The organism is Sphaerospermopsis kisseleviana CS-549 (assembly GCF_028329225.1).
GTDB lineage: Bacteria > Cyanobacteriota > Cyanobacteriia > Cyanobacteriales > Nostocaceae > Sphaerospermopsis > Sphaerospermopsis kisseleviana.
This window is the reverse complement of the sequence record NZ_JAQMTI010000119.1, coordinates 1-15,656: the sequence shown is the minus strand read 5'-3', so window position 1 is coordinate 15,656 and position 15,656 is coordinate 1. Positions and strand designations below refer to the sequence as shown.

The following is a 15,656-nucleotide window of genomic DNA, read 5'->3' as shown; positions in this document are numbered from 1 at the left end:
TAACCAATTCTTTGAAATTTCACCCGGAAAATGCACGCTTTTAGGAGTATACCCCTGAAAAATCCTGCACTGATTTCCTGATTTTCCACCTGAAACCCTTGATTTATCAAGGTTTTGAGTTTATTCAGCAAGCCCTAATTAGGCTAGGTTTCGCGTCAACAATGTAGGGGCGAAGCATTCGGACAATTAATTATCGGTTTTTACCTAAGACTATCATCCGAATGCTTCGCCCTTACTGTGGTCTAAAGACATGAAAACTGCTGTATATTAAAAACCTACCCCTGTGAGGGGCAGGGAGCAAGAAGCAGTGAGAACAGGGCAAGCAGGAGAAGCAGGAGAAGAAAAATTACTTCTTGATTCTTTCATTCTTCTTTCTCTTGCCTTTTGCTTCTTACCTCTTGCCTTCTTACTGTCACCTGTCACCTGTCACCTGTCACCTAAGCTTCTAACTCACTGAAGTTTCAAACACACCCACAGGACAAGCAACATTAGTACCACCTAAACCACAATAACCACCGGGATTTTTAGCTAAATACTGCTGATGGTAATCTTCAGCATAATAAAACTCAGGTGCATCTAAAATTTCTGTGGTAATTTTGCCATAACCTGCTTTTACTAACGCTTGTTCATAAGCATCCTTGGAAGCTTCCGCTAGTTGTTTTTGTTCTGGGGAATAAACATAAATACCAGAACGGTATTGAGTACCGACATCATTACCTTGACGCATCCCTTGGGTGGGATCATGACTTTCCCAAAAGACTTTTAACAGTTGGGAATAACTAATAACTTTGGGATCAAACACCACAAACACCACTTCATTGTGACCGGTCATACCAGTGCAAACTTCCCTATAGGTGGGGTTGGGTGTGTAACCAGCAGCATAACCAACCGCAGTGCTGTAAACTCCGTTTTGTTGCCAAAACTTGCGTTCTGCACCCCAAAAACACCCTAAACCAAACATCGCAGTTTCCATACCTTCAGGAAACGGAGGTTTTAAGGGGTTTTTGTTGACAAAGTGTGTTGCAGGTACGGGCATTTTTTCTGTGCGTCCTGGCAGTGCTTGTGTAGGTGTGGGCATTGCCACTTTTTTACCAAATCCGAATAATCCCATTGTTTTTGATGTATTTTATGTATGATGGCTTTACCTTTATATTGTAAGGATTTTGGTGATTGGTGGAAATTTAGGCTGGTAGTGAGGCAATACTGTTCGGTTAAGAGTTTTCGTAGGTTGGGTTAAGCGATAGCGCAACCCAACAAAAGCCTATCAATGTTGGGTTTCCTAACGTCAACCCAACCTACAATATTCAGGTATGATTGATGTCCTAACTACTTTGTCTACAGCTATAAATAAAATCATCAAATCAATTCATTCATCTAATTTTATCTAATTTCATCTAATTTCATCTGCGTTCATTTTCTATTACATCACAAGCATGAACTAAAGGTAATAATGGACCCATTTGTTCTTGTCCATTGACAGCTAAATCACTGTGACATAAATAAACTCTTTGGGAAACACGCGCTAGTAAATCTGCAATAATGCGACGTAATCTTTGCGTTTCTGCTGCTTGTTCATCTGCTGCTGTCCAAGGTTTTCCTAATCTATCTTGTAAAAATAAAGTAGCACCAAATAAAGTAGCTGCACCACCTTTAGCCCAAAGAGGTGAACCCGCATCTAGCCAAAAATGCCATTTGTGATCTCTATGACTAGCACGATATTGGAAAATGGTAGCTAAGGTAATGGCTTTTTTGGCTTTTCCTATAGGACGAATGGGGTAGGGATTAGCAGTAATTGTACCACGTCGCAATAGTTGAATAAACTCGGCAATGGTATTATTTTGTATTATTGAATTGGTAATTGTTTGTTTTAACCTGGTGTCTATTTCCCAATAATGTTGAGCAGTTTCTAATAATTCTCGTAATGCTGCTAATGTTGGAAATGGTGTATAATTATCTTTACACAAAAAGTCTTGCATTGCTTGATATAAAAGATTAACTGGTGTGTAAATTACATTTTCTTGAACTTCTGTTTTCTGTTTTTCAATCCATCCCAATATTTCATTATAAGCTGTGGTTGCAGTATAGCCGATTCTATCCCAACGTTCAAAGGTTTTAATATTTAATAAATGGGGATTTTCTGGATGGGGTACAAAACAATGATCTGCTATTAAACCAGCACGCACTGGATCAATTTTTGGTTGTGGAAATTCTTTTTTTTCTCCATCTTTCCCATCATTGGTGTGACTGTGACTTAAAACAACTAACATTTCTGCCACTTCATCCCGATCTACTAATCTTCCTAAATTGGGATAAACTAAAGTAATTAAGGTGAGTAATGCTCTGACAGCGGGTGAACTAATTAAAGGACGTTGTTCATTGAGAGCTTCTACCTGAATATTTTGCTTGGTTAATATTTCCATGAGACTATAACGAGCGATCGCATCTAACCCAGGAGCGATAATTGCTATTTCTTCCGGTTCTACTTTTCCCGTTTTAATTCCATTAATTATCACATCTGTTATTTGTCGCAAAAGTTGAGCGCGAGAAGCAGTTTGAATACATTTTACCGACTTTGGTAAACGTAAAATTGTCATCGGTTCAGTGACTAATTCTATCATCGGTTGAACCAAGGTTTCAGCTAAATTAGCTTCAGGAAAACTCACTAACTTTTCTACCCGACAACGTTTTGCTAACCTGTTTAAATATTCAGGATCAGCACCTAAACCCCAACGCACTCCCCCATTAAGATTATAACTAAATGCTCCCACCGCACCCGCATCTAATAAAAACTCAAATAAGTGATAAGCTATGGCTGGATAATCATCTACATCATCAGCTATTATCATCTGATAACGTTTTTTTAAATGTTGTTGATAATCGCTATTAGTTAATAAATGTTGGTGATAAAGTTCGGTAATTAAACCATAAGTTAATAATCCTCTTTTTAAACACCAATTCCGCCAATCTAACAGCAAAGATGTGAAAAATTCTGGTTCTAGATTATTAGTATTTTCTTGTAAACCTGTTTGTAAAACTTTAGCAATATCTTCACAAGCTGTACCACTATAAGCTGCTAGTTGCCATAAGTCTAATATCCGCCTCACTAAGCGATATTCATTCACTCCTGCACGTCGCAAAGTTTCTGCATCTAATTGATAATTCCAACGCTTTGTTGCTAATTCTTGCTCTGTTTCTGGGCGCAATCTTACCGGAAATTGTGCTTTTATTTGTAAAGATTCCACCAATAACGGCCAAAATAAAATCACTTCATCTTGAATAAAACCCAAGGTTGTTTTTGCTCGAATAGGGGATTTTCCTGAAGTTAAAGTGACAATTTTATCAGTTAATAATCGGCGATTATCATCATTAGATGCTAAAACTAAAGCACCGGGTTCTGTTTGCAAAAGATTTGCGGTTTTAATTGCACTTTTAGCTTGTTTCCGATTTTGATTTTTCGGATAAAATAACTCTATATCTTGATTGTCATTTTGTTGCACCCAATCACAAAACTGTTGGGCTAAACGAGTAGTTTTTCCGCTGCGGCTAGTACCAACAATCCAAAAAGAATTTGAAACCACTAATCTACTCCTGATTATAACTTCTGCGTTAACTTAAATTTAGGAATCACCAAACAGTGTTAAATGAGCATTGAGGATGAAAAACCCTGTGTTTAGTGAAAAAATATACTCTTTTTTCCTGGCTGCTTACAGATGGTATTTACTGACACCAGAACGCTCTTTAGAGGAAGCTTATAAATCAGCTTTAAAAATTAAAGAAATAGAAGATCATCATTTTAATGGTAATAAAATTAGCAGTGATGCTGCTATGTACAGTAGTAGTGTCATGGATTATTTTCAAGCAGATTTACAAAAATTATTAAAAAATGTACGGATGCGGCTGACAGAGTTTAAAGCCAGTCGTTGGTTTTCCAATGAATCTAAGCAAAAAGCAGCAGCTAAAGCAGGTATAGAATATTCCAATGCGGCTTTAGTTTTAAAAAAGTTAGAATTCATTGATCAAGTCATTGGTAAATATACCAATGACGCTGTAAATGATGTTCTAGAAAACAATTCAGAAAATTTAGTAAATCCATCTATCATTGTAGCAGAAAATAAAGTAAGTAATCAACCAATCACACCAAAACCTGTAATTAAAAACAACAATAATAAACCCAAAAGAAAAGCTGATTCTACAGGAGTTTTACCGCGTTCAATTCTAACAACTATTACTCGTCTGCAAGCGGAATTAGATCCCAGTTCAGAACAAGAAGTAGTGCAGAATTTTCGGCAGACGCAAAAAATCACAATTATCTCTGTGAGATTTATTTTACTATTAATTATTGTGCCACTTCTCACCCATCAAATAGCCAAAGCTGTAGTAGTAGGTCCTGTAGTTGATCGTTTTAGAGATTCAGAAACAGAACAGATTTTTATCAATGAAGAAATGGAAGAAGAAGCACTAATAGAACTGCAAACATTTGAAGAAAGAATCAAGTTTGAAAATTTGATTAGTGATGCACCACCGCTATCATCAGAAGTGCTAGAAATTAAAATGCAAGAAAAAGCACAGGAGGTAGCAGAGGAATTTCGGCGCGAAAGTGCTAATGCGATTAAAAATGTGTTTGCAGATGTTTTTTCTGTAGTTGCTTTTGTCTGGTTGTTGCTGATCAGCCAATCTTCTATTTCAGTTCTCAAAGATTTCTTTGATCATGTAGTATATGGCTTGAGTGATAGCGCCAAAGCATTTATTATTATATTATTTACTGATGTCTTTGTCGGCTTCCACTCTCCCCACGGTTGGGAAGTAATTCTGGAAGGTTTATCACGACACTGGGGTTTACCAGCAAATAGGGATTTTATTTTCTTATTCATTGCGACATTTCCCGTGATTTTAGATACAATTTTCAAATATTGGATTTTCCGTTATTTGAATCGCATTTCTCCTTCCGCTGTTGCTACTTACCATAATATGAATGAGTAAATTTCAGGAGTCAGGAGTTCTAGGGGCGAAGCATTCGGGCGACCAATTATCAATTTTATAAAAAGGCTATTTTCCTGTAAGGGCGAAGCATTCGGGCAACAAATTATCAATTTTATGACCAGGCTATTTTCCGAATGCTTCGCCCCTACTTCGCCCCTACTTCGCCCGTACAGGAGTCAGAATAATTGTCAAAATTTTCCAATCAGAATAAAAGAGAATAAATTAATTCCATGAAAAAGATATTTAATACAACTTTTAGCTTACCGTTTTTCTTCACGATTTTTTTCTTGGAAATGCCAGCGATTAAAAATCGAGACACAATTCCTCCCGAATGTCAAGTAACTAAGTGGAATTTACCCACAGAGTTGAAACCAACAGCTTTAAAAACTGAAAATACTAAAAATTTACCTGTACTTGTACAAAGATTACCGGTTGGTTGTTGTGAAAATGATGATTCTTGTTTAGATGCAAGGATTTATGATGGTGAACAAGAAGAAATAGCGGATAAAAAAGCATTAATAAAATCTATTGATCAGAGTTTAAAATATTTAAGAACTCGGCAGGCTGCGGCTACTTATCAAAGATATAAAATTTCTGGAATTACCAGAAATCGTGTTTATCGTAGTTTGCAAAGATTCAGAGAATTAGTATTATCAACTAATTCGCCTCAAGAATTACAAACAGCTATTGAAAAAGAGTTTGTTTATTATCAATCTATAGGCAGAGATAGTCAAGGTACTGTATTATTTACTGCCTATTATGAACCATTATATTTAGCTAGTCGCAAACCAACCAAAGAATTTAAATATCCTGTTTACCGCTTACCACCTGATTTAAAATCTTGGACTAGACCTCATCCCACTCGATTAGAATTAGAAGGTGCAGATGGTTTACAAGGTTCTCAAAGTAAATTAAAAGGTTTAGAATTATTTTGGTTTAGAGATAGATTTGAACCTTATATTATTCAAATTCAAGGTTCTGCACGGTTAAAATTAACAGATGGAACAGAAACAAGTATAGGATATGCTGGGAATACAGCCCATAATTATAAAAGTTTGGGGCGGACATTAGTAGAGGCTGGAAAATTACCTGAAAATGGCGTAACCATGCCCACAATTTTTGAGTATTTCCAAAAAAATCCCCAAGATTTAAATGTTTATTTACCCAGAAATAATAGCTTTGTCTTTTTCAGAGAAACCTATGGGAGATCGGCACATGGTTCTGTTGGTGTACCTCTGACTCCAGAACGTTCTATAGCTACCGATAAATCTTTAATGCCTCCTGGTGCTTTAGCTTTAATTCGCGCACCTTTTCCTTTTGTTAAAAATAACGGAGAATTGGAAAATCGGACAGTTAGCCGTTTTGTATTAGATCAAGATACAGGTGGTGCAATTAAAGGACCAGGTAGAGTAGATTATTACTTGGGAACAGGAGATATTGCTGGCGATCGCGCTGGTGTGACAGTCAGCAATGGACAACTATTTTATTTGTTGTTGAAATAGGTGACAGGTGACAGTAAATAGAAATGGGAAGATGTGAGAAATATTTACTTCTACCAAAGATCCCCCAAAGATCCCCGACTTCTCCAAGAAGTCGGGGATCTGAAAATTAACCTACTCCATCAACATTAACCTTACAGGATCTAAATGCACATACCAAGGAAAAGGTTTGTCTTTAATTGTCACCCATTTTTCCTTATAAACTTCTGCTTGTAGATGATAATCATGAACATTTTCCGCTGGAGAATGCAACTTTAAAAATAAAGTCATGCGGTGAGGAGTTTCGCTAGTTCTCACCAACCAACAGGGAAAAGTATTTTCCAGATTTGCATCATTCTTAAACACAATTTGATGGGCGCGAATACCAATATGAGATAAATTTTCAGGAATAGATTCTACAACTTCTAAAGTACAACCCCAATCAATGGCTTCTACTTTTTGGGATGACAAAACAACAGCGCCAGAAAAATTTTTGCATCCTGTAATTTTTGCCACATTCATAGTAGCAGGATGTTGGAAAATTTCATATTTAGAACCATGATGTGCTTCTTTTCCGTCTTCTAAAACTAACAAATTAGGACACAACCTATAGGCTTCTTCCATGTTATGAGTAACAAATAAAGTCACACCAGAATAATCAGCTAAAGTTTCTGTCATTTGTTGTTCTAACTGACTGCGTAAATGTGTATCCAGGGCAGAAAATGGCTCATCTAAAAGTAAAGCTTCTGGTTGACTTGCTAACGCTCTCGCTAAAGCTACCCGTTGTTGTTGTCCTCCTGAAAGTTGGTGAGGATAACGATTACCTAAACCCTCTAAGTGCATGGCTATTAATTGCTTTTCTACCTCTAATTTAATATTCCCATTTGATAATTCTTTAGGTAAACCAAAAGCGATATTTTGCGCTACTGTGAGATGAGGAAATAAAGCATAATTTTGAAACAAAAACCCTATTTTCCTTTCACGAACAGGAACATTAATTCCTTTTTCTGAATCAAATAAAACTCTATCATTTAATACGATTCTGCCTTTAGTTGGTGTTTCTATTCCAGCTAAACACCGGAGAATCATACTTTTACCTGCGCCAGAACTTCCTAATAAACCTAAAGGTTGGTTATCCGTATTAAAGGCAATTTTCAGATGAAAACTTGAGAGTTTTTTTTCAATATCTATCAATAAACCAGATGTCAAATAATTAGGAGGTAAAGAAAAGGATTGATTTTCTGATTTTATTATTTGAATTTCAGCTTTATTAGTGCGTCTAATTTTCTGCTTGCGTTCTTGCCAAAAGTTAGTTAAAATAATTCCTGTTAAGGAAATTGAAACAATAATAATTGCCCAAAACCAAGCTTCATCCATATCCCCAGCTTCCACAGCAAAATATATCGCCATTGGTATATTCTGCGTTTGTCCAGGAATGTTACCAGCTAACATCAAAGTTGCACCAAACTCACCCAAAGCACGGGCAAAAGCTAAAGTTGCACCTGCTAAAATACCAGGAAATGCTAAAGGTAAACTTACCCGCCAAAATATAGTAAATTCCTTAGCGCCTAAAGTTCTCGCTACTCTTAATAAATTAGCATCAATTTGTGCAAAAGCACCCAAAGCAGTTTTATACATTAATGGGAAAGAAACCACCATTGCAGCGATCGCCGCACCATACCAAGTAAATACAATAGTCACATTAAAAGGTTCTAATAATTTACCAGCAGGACCATTTTTACCAAAAAATAGTAACAACAAAAAACCCACAACCGTAGGCGGTAAAATTAGCGGTGCAACGAATATCCCTTCAATTATAGATTTCCCTTTACCCCGATATCCCAACATCCAGTAAGCAGCACCAAGACCGAAAAAGAAGGTGATAAAAGTCGCTAAAAATGAGGTTTTCAGCGATATCCAGAGGGGTGATAAGTCCTGTGGCATAATTTGTATATTTCCAACTTAGTTGGTAGTATATCAGGGAATAGGGGAAAATTAAAAGCCCGCAAGGAAATTAATTTCCTTGCTAATAGCTAAAGTCATCTAAAAATGACTAAATCATGGGAAAATTCCTTAGTAAACTTTAGTTTACTTTGGCTATGAGACCGGAAATTCATTTCCGGGCGGGCATGGTAGCTAACAGATAAGCCATTCGTAATATCATTATTTCCTAATTCATGGAATTAAATCTCCCTTACATAATTCAAGAATAGTATTAATAAATGCCTTTAATTCAGGACATTGATTAACAGAAACCATTAAATCTTGGTCTTTCAAAATTCTCGCACCATCACGAATTTTATTATAACTGCGTTGACATTTACCAGTTTCAAATACTTCTTTAATTCTATAAGATGGTGGATTTCCATGATTTACCTTTTCCGGTAAACCTGCTGGTGCTGACTTGTTAGATTTTGCTAATTTCTGAATTGTTGACCAATAAGGTAATAACCAAGCTTCAAAATCATATTGCGCTACATGGGGATAAAAATTAGGATTATTCCCTACCCATTCTCGCATTTTCGCTTTAGCATCTTCCCCATCTTTAAAATCATTAGTTCCTGTATGAACATCAGTTAAAGCAATTACCGCATCAAAAGCATCTTTACCTATCAATAAATTTTCAACAATTCGTCTTAGTTTATCTCCTTTAGGAATGCGTCCATCATGGGGAATAAACTTGAGTTTGGGCATTTGCTGTAAACGTGATTTGAGAAAATATAATAAAACTGGCTTAAAAGCTGTTTCTGTTGCACCCTCAACTAAAATCGCTATTTTCATGGACGACCACCTATTAAATTCATCGCCCAAAGTTCATCTAAACTATAATCTTCTAACCAATGTTCTAAATTAAAAGTATCACCCCAAGTCATAGTAGTTAAACCATCTTCTGCATCACAAACTAACACTTCTTCAGGTTTCAAAAATCTAATTAATCTATCGGAATGAGTGGCAACAATTAGCTGAGTTTTTTGTGAAGCTTCTCGCATCACATCAGCAAGTAATCTTAATAATTCTGGGTGTAAACTAACTTCTGGTTCATCGATCAGAGTGACAGCAGTTAAACCAGGACTTAACAACAATGTGATTAACCAAATAAACCGCAAAGTTCCCTCTGACAGTTGGTGCATATAAAGAGGCTTAGAAAAATTTTTATCTTTCCAAGTCATTGTAATAGTTCCTGCTGCTACTGGAGGAAAACTCAATCTTTCAAAATCTGGAAAAGCAGCAGCAAGGGTATCTTCAATAATTTCAAATCGTTCTGGTTCAGTTTCTCGTAAATAATAAAGACAGGAAACTAAATCTTCACCGTTAGCACCTGGTAAGGTTGCAGGACGCATTTGTTGAGGTAAACGCACGGGACTTTTAGGGGCAACATTCAATGCACCGTAAAATGTACATGATGCTAATTCTTTACGCAGAGTTTCGGGTGCTTGATACATTTTAGGAACTTGAGCAAGAGATGTTTCTAAGGGATTATGATCCCAATTTGGGCGTAATAATGCTCTGTCTTCCGTATTAAAATATTTTACATCCAATCCACGAGATTCAATATATTGGAATGGCTCTACAGCATGAGGGTTATTTTGTTGAGTTAGTGTTTCTATTGCAATTTCATAAGTGAAACCTTTTAGAGCAACTTCCAGTTGGTAATTAAGTGGTGCATACCCTGGTACACTCATGGACAAAGAAATGGTTATACTATTAGCTCTATCACGAGTAACAATATCAGGTAGTCCACCTAATTCTGAAATTTTATTTGCTAATTGAGCATTTGCTGATGCTGCTAAAAGTGAAAAAATTTCTAATAAAGAAGTTTTACCTGCACCATTAGCACCAATCATGACTGTAAGAGGACGATCTCGCATATCTAGTTGTACATTAAATAAGCGACGGTATCCTTCAATAGTTATACGTTCAAATGAGTTCATAATCTAACTCTTGCCAATAACCATAAATCAATATTATTTTAGCATTTGACTGATTTTTGTCCTTTTTCAATGTAATAATTACATCATACTTAAAACATCTCTGTTCAAAATAATGCTGAATTTTTAATAAATCTTTATAAATTTATGTTGTTGTCACTACTTAACCAATCATAAAAATGCCCACCATCACCAAAACCCTCTATGCAAGCATTTTCTCTATTGTATCCATCATCAAAAAGAGCCTGTTAGAATAATCAGGAAAGCGAGAAAATTGATAATGCTCATAAAATGATCGTGCTTGATTATCTTTAGCTTCAACCACAACAGCAAGTGTGGCAATTTCACTTTGCAGACTACGATATAGAGCATCAATTAACAACATTTCGCCCAACCCTTTTTGGCGATGGTTTTGATCTACAGCTAATCTACCTAACAAAGTAGCAGGAAGTAGAGGATATTTTGGCAGTTTTTTAGTTATCTCTATAGGCAATTCTTCTAATTTAATACTTGTTGATGATAATGTATAAAAACCTGCTATATTTCCAGAACTTTTTTCTACTAAAACAAATGGGGCTGCCATTCGTTTACGTGCATCTTGCCCAGCGTGTTTTTGAAAATAATTATCTAGTTTATCAACACCACAACAGAAGGCTGCCCGGTTATGTTTTTTTCCTAGCGGCTCTATTAAATAATGCTTGAAAGCATCAGAACTATCTATTAAATTTTCCACTTATACACCCATATTCTTTTTATAACGTTGAGCAGCAGCCCGTAACTTTTCGCTGGGTTCAGGTGGATTAAGCAGTGCTTCTACAAAAACCTCTTGGTCTTTTCTGCTTAATATCATGATTTCATTTTCTTGAATAATCTGGTTTGCCGCACTGACAAGACTGCTAACTACAAAATCTGTGAGTGTCCTCCCCTGAATATCAGCCGCACGTTGGAACAATTCCTTATTTTCTGGACTGATACGGGCTTCTAATCTTTCTGATTTAGATCGCAAGGATTTTTCTCGGCTGCTTTTAGCTGATGTATGAGTCATGATAGCCTCTACACAAATAACATAGTGTGATAAATTATATGTACGGCAAATGTCCTAACAATATACTAATAGTTTAACCATTTAGCTCGAAAAATGTCAAATATTTTATCTAGCTACTAAAATTAATTATTTTAACCTGTGGTCTAATTAATATCCCCTACCGTAAAAATGCCCACCATAACCAAAACCCAAAACCTCATCATCTCTTTCATCTCCCTGACTGCTATCCTCACCACCCAAGCAGTATCAGCTACCATCAACGTACCTGTAAAAAGCAAAAACGGAATGGTTACATCCGCCAACCCTTTAGCAAGTGAAGCCGGACTTTCAATATTAAAAAAAGGCGGAAATGCCGTAGATGCAGCAGTAGCAACCACATTTGCAATTTCCGTAGTTGAACCATTTTCCGCAGGTATTGGTGGCGGTGGTTTCCTACTATTTCATTCTCAAAAAACCGGAGAAATTAAAGCTTTAGATTTTCGGGAACGCGCACCCATCAAAGCAACAAAAAATATGTATTTAGATGCTGATGGTAAAGTAATTCCCGGTGCAAGTACCAACGGTTATTTAGCAGTAGCAACTCCCGGAACTGTAGCGGGTATGTATGAAGTACATCGTCGTTATGGCAAGTTACCTTGGCAAGAAGTTGTTAAACCATCAATTGCACTGGCTAAAAATGGTTTTATTATCAGTAATAGAGTTTCTTGGCTTTCTCTCTCCCGTTTTCAAGACCGTAAACCTAAAATTCTCAACAACCCAGCAGCCAGTAAAATCTTCACTCGCAACGGTGAATATTATCAACCAGGGGAAAGATTAATTCAAAGTGATTTAGCAAAAACTTTAACAGAAATTTCTGAAAATCCTCAAAGTTTTTACACTGGAAAAATTGCCAAACTTATCGCTGATGATATGGCAAAAAATGGCGGTTTAATTACTCTGGAAGATTTAAAACAATATCAACCAATTTGGCGCGATCCTGTTTGTGGCAACTTCCGAACAGCAAGAGTTTGTTCTATGCCACCTCCATCATCAGGTGGTGTACATTTATTACAAATGTTAAATATTATTGGTGACACAGACTTAAAATCATTAGGATGGAATCACCCAGACGCGATCCATTTAATGGTAGAAAGTATGAAAATTGCTTATAGCGATCGCGCTAAATATTTAGGTGATCCTGATTTTGTTCAAGTCCCCGTTTCTGAACTTATTAGCAAAAATTACGCCCAAAAACGTCGCCAACAAATTAACATGAAAAAGGCGATACCATCAACAGAAATAAAACCAGGATTGAAAACAACAACAATTCCTGAAAAAACAGAAACCAGTCATTTAAACGTAGTTGACGCAGACAGAAACGCCGTTAGTTTAACCTTCACCATTAACTTAGGTTTTGGTGCGGGAATAGTCACACCAGGAACAGGAATAGTGTTAAATAATGAAATGGATGACTTTGCAGCCGCACCAGGAGTACCAAACGCCTTTGGGTTAGTTGGTAACGAAGCTAACAGCATCGCCCCCCGGAAAACACCCCTATCCAGTATGACACCCACCATCGTCACCGAAAACAACCGCTTGCGTTTAGCCGTCGGTTCTCCCGGTGGTAGCACCATCATCACCCAAGTATTGCAAATAATACTCAACGTTTTGGAATACAAAATGGATGTGGGTGCAGCCGTTTCCGTACCACGCATACATCACCAGTGGCTACCCGATGTGTTACTTGTCCAGTCTTGGGGTTTAGATGCGTTAACCTTGCAAGACTTACGTCGTCGGGGACACAAAATCAAAGAAACTGCACCTTGGGGTAATGCAAATGCGATCGCAGTTACAGAAAATGATACATTAGAGGGAGCCGCAGATCCCCGTGGTGAAGGTTCAGCTAGTAGTTATTAATATTGCACCATTGATTCTGCAAAATTATCGCTAAACTCATTTGCCCGTGCGCTAGGAACTAATGTCCAGCCCGCTTTCAGCAATTTTTGATAAGTTGCCCAACCCTTAGAACCACCGGGTATTTGATAATCAGGAACAGAAAATTGAGGAAACGCCGTATAAGGCCGCCAAGGTTGACCAGGAGAAGTCTGCAAATGTAAGATTTTTTCACCATCATCACCAGACTTAGATAACCAGCACATTTGTCGTTGCATGGTAAACTCCTTTGCGTTTAGCTTATGTTGCATTAAGACAGGATTGTGTTAATACCTGCCTCATTTTTGTGAGAGAAATTATGAGTCTAAAAGGTTAGACTAGAGGAATTTGATATTATTAAACTCAGGTAAATTTCTGAAGAAGATAGACTCCTATATGCGGTTTTCCGCGAGATGAGAAGACAAACACAGAACAAAAAGGTTGTTCTCAAAATGTTTTCTTCCAGTACAATATTTTTTTAATGTTAACCATCGTTTTTGTGACTGTATGTAACAAACACTACGATTTTTCCAAAAATCTCCAAAAATAATCTATAAGTTCTTCTTTTCACAGATATAAGGATATAGCTAGGGAGTAGAGAATAAGATCCCCAACTTTTATGGAATATGATCACTCCTGACTCCTGACTCCTGACTCCTGACTCCTGACTCCTTACCAACTAACTTTCCCTAAAAGCTAACAATTGTTCATCATTTATTCTGCCTACTTCGTGTAGAGTAGTCACAATTTCCGAAATAGTTAAAACCGAATGACCACAATAACCATTTGCTTTTAATCTATCTTTAACACCCTTTTCATGGTCAATAAATACCACAATATCATTAACCTTTAATCCCACAGATTGAATCTTTTCTGCTCCTTCCATCACACTTTTGCCACTGATCAGAATATCATCAACCACTGCAACCGTTTCGCCAGGATGGAAGTTACCTTCAATGACTCTGCGCGTACCATGTGCTTTAACTTCTTTACGGGGAAAAATCATCGGACAATCCAACCTTAAAGATAAACCAGTTGCAGTAGGTAAAGAACCATAAGGAATACCAGCCAACCTATCAAAAGTTAGATTTTTTAAAATCTCCTCATAAGCACTAAGCACCTGATTAAAAACTTGGGGATTAGAAATTATTTTCCGTAAATCAATGTAATAAGGAAAAGTCGCCCCTGAAGCTTGGACAAATTCCCCAAACATAATACAACCAATATCAAAAAGTTGTAAAATCAAATCTTGATGAGGATGTTTATCTTGCACATCAACATCAGAAAACCAAACTTCACAACTAGAAGCATCATGGATAAATTCACCTCTAAATTCATTAATCTCTCTGCGTAAAAATTGAATTTCTTCAGATAGATTTGCACTTCCTAACATATCTTGAGAAACAGGTATTAACAAACCATCACCGTTAGCATTTAAACCTGCTGCCAAAATTTGTTTAATATTACCTTCCCCAGCCCAAATACTCCGTGCCATAATAATTCTTTCGGGAGCAAGAGAACGAATAGATTTTAAAACTTCTGCATTTGTAGTTCCCACTTCTAAACATAATTGTTCAGGAGTTCCCCAAGTTTTTGATTCTTGAACAACCTGTAAATAAAGCGGTGAATTATGAGGATATTGTTGTACAGTGGCAGCACCAGGATTAGAAGTACAACATAAAATAAATACAGATTTATCAGGATAAACTAAAAAAGGTGCAACATGATCCTGACCAGTATAGGGACTAAGAGTAACCGCGTCTACCTGCCATTCTGTAAATATTGAATGGGCGAAAACACTGCTAGTATTTAAATCACTATGTTTAGCATCTAAAATAATAGGAATGTGACTAGGAATAGATTTTAAAATTCTCATTAACAACTCTAAACCCGGCACACCCAAAACCTGATAAAAACCCAAAGTTGGTTTATAAGCACAGACAAAATCAGCCGTTTCCGCAATCATAAATTGCAACCAACTTTCTAAACCTGTAATCAAATCAGATGATTGATAACGGGCTGGAATCATCTCAGGATTTGGATCAAGTCCCACAAATAGTAAACTTTGATTTTGGACAATGGTCGTATTTAACTTATCAAAAAAATTCATGTTTAATTTTTTCAGTAATTTGATTTTGAATTAAATAATTGTAGCATAAGTTGAGTTTGACTCTTAACCGTCCTTGAGGCAAGGGATGAAAGCATAAGGAGGCGTTTACGCCTCAGTCACCTGTGCTATAATCATTCTCACAGGAACGGTAATCAACCTGTATAAAAACCTAACTGCCTAACGGCAATCTGTACCTTGACAAC

13 protein-coding genes are annotated in these 15,656 nt (G+C 36.7%); 3 read left to right on the top strand and 10 right to left on the bottom strand.

Annotated features, from left to right (window positions below; translation table 11 throughout):
* Positions 1 to 267: 267 nt before the first annotated feature.
* The 3 genes from PN497_RS10545 to PN497_RS10535 all read right to left on the bottom strand — a co-directional run bounded on the left by PN497_RS10545 (position 268) and on the right by PN497_RS10535 (position 3,578).
* Positions 268 to 423 carry a hypothetical protein gene (locus tag PN497_RS10545; RefSeq protein WP_272110080.1) on the bottom strand — a complete coding sequence of 52 codons (156 nt, stop codon included), beginning with the start codon at positions 421 to 423 and terminating at the stop codon, positions 268 to 270.
* Positions 424 to 445: 22 nt separating this feature from the next.
* Positions 446 to 1,111, bottom strand: a complete 666-nt coding sequence (msrA, locus tag PN497_RS10540; protein WP_096571812.1) for a peptide-methionine (S)-S-oxide reductase MsrA — start codon at positions 1,109 to 1,111, stop codon at positions 446 to 448.
* A 289-nt stretch (positions 1,112 to 1,400) separates the two neighbouring features.
* Positions 1,401 to 3,578, bottom strand: coding sequence for a hypothetical protein (locus PN497_RS10535; protein WP_096571811.1), 2,178 nt, complete (start codon positions 3,576 to 3,578; stop codon positions 1,401 to 1,403).
* 76 nt (positions 3,579 to 3,654) lie between these two features.
* Between PN497_RS10535 and PN497_RS10530 the strand changes: the two genes are divergently transcribed.
* Positions 3,655 to 4,980 (top strand): proton extrusion protein PcxA, encoded by a 1,326-nt coding sequence (locus PN497_RS10530; RefSeq protein WP_096571810.1) that lies wholly within the window; start codon positions 3,655 to 3,657, stop codon positions 4,978 to 4,980.
* Positions 4,981 to 5,210: 230 nt separating this feature from the next.
* Positions 5,211 to 6,482: a murein transglycosylase A gene (mltA, locus tag PN497_RS10525; RefSeq protein ID WP_096571809.1), complete on the top strand. Its 1,272-nt coding sequence runs from the start codon at positions 5,211 to 5,213 to the stop codon at positions 6,480 to 6,482.
* A gap of 111 nt (positions 6,483 to 6,593) precedes the next feature.
* Here the strand turns inward: mltA and modB are convergent, their stop codons facing one another.
* The 5 genes from modB to PN497_RS10500 form a co-directional block, all read right to left on the bottom strand.
* Positions 6,594 to 8,402 carry a molybdate ABC transporter permease subunit gene (gene modB / locus PN497_RS10520; protein ID WP_096571808.1) on the bottom strand — a complete coding sequence of 603 codons (1,809 nt, stop codon included), beginning with the start codon at positions 8,400 to 8,402 and terminating at the stop codon, positions 6,594 to 6,596.
* A 231-nt stretch (positions 8,403 to 8,633) separates the two neighbouring features.
* On the bottom strand, positions 8,634 to 9,239 hold the full coding sequence (locus PN497_RS10515; RefSeq protein WP_096571807.1) for a DUF4276 family protein: 606 nt from the start codon (positions 9,237 to 9,239) through the stop codon (positions 8,634 to 8,636).
* Entirely contained in the window at positions 9,236 to 10,390 is a 1,155-nt protein-coding gene (locus PN497_RS10510) for an AAA family ATPase (protein WP_096571806.1), read from the bottom strand. Before PN497_RS10510 ends, PN497_RS10515 begins: the two co-directional genes overlap by 4 nt.
* A gap of 199 nt (positions 10,391 to 10,589) precedes the next feature.
* Complete coding sequence (locus PN497_RS10505) at positions 10,590 to 11,120, bottom strand: GNAT family N-acetyltransferase (protein ID WP_096571805.1); 531 nt, start codon at positions 11,118 to 11,120, stop codon at positions 10,590 to 10,592.
* Positions 11,121 to 11,432 carry a type II toxin-antitoxin system TacA family antitoxin gene (locus tag PN497_RS10500; RefSeq protein ID WP_096571804.1) on the bottom strand — a complete coding sequence of 104 codons (312 nt, stop codon included), beginning with the start codon at positions 11,430 to 11,432 and terminating at the stop codon, positions 11,121 to 11,123.
* Positions 11,433 to 11,600: 168 nt separating this feature from the next.
* On the opposite strand from PN497_RS10500, the gene ggt reads away from it, so the two are divergent.
* Positions 11,601 to 13,328, top strand: a complete 1,728-nt coding sequence (ggt, locus tag PN497_RS10495) for a gamma-glutamyltransferase (protein WP_096571803.1) — start codon at positions 11,601 to 11,603, stop codon at positions 13,326 to 13,328.
* On the opposite strand, the gene PN497_RS10490 is transcribed toward ggt, so the two are convergent.
* Positions 13,325 to 13,582 carry a hypothetical protein gene (locus PN497_RS10490; RefSeq protein ID WP_096571802.1) on the bottom strand — a complete coding sequence of 86 codons (258 nt, stop codon included), beginning with the start codon at positions 13,580 to 13,582 and terminating at the stop codon, positions 13,325 to 13,327. The genes ggt and PN497_RS10490 overlap by 4 nt on opposite strands.
* Before the next feature lie 440 nt (positions 13,583 to 14,022).
* Positions 14,023 to 15,453 carry a bifunctional orotidine-5'-phosphate decarboxylase/orotate phosphoribosyltransferase gene (locus PN497_RS10485; RefSeq protein ID WP_096571801.1) on the bottom strand — a complete coding sequence of 477 codons (1,431 nt, stop codon included), beginning with the start codon at positions 15,451 to 15,453 and terminating at the stop codon, positions 14,023 to 14,025.
* Positions 15,454 to 15,656 lie beyond the last annotated feature (203 nt).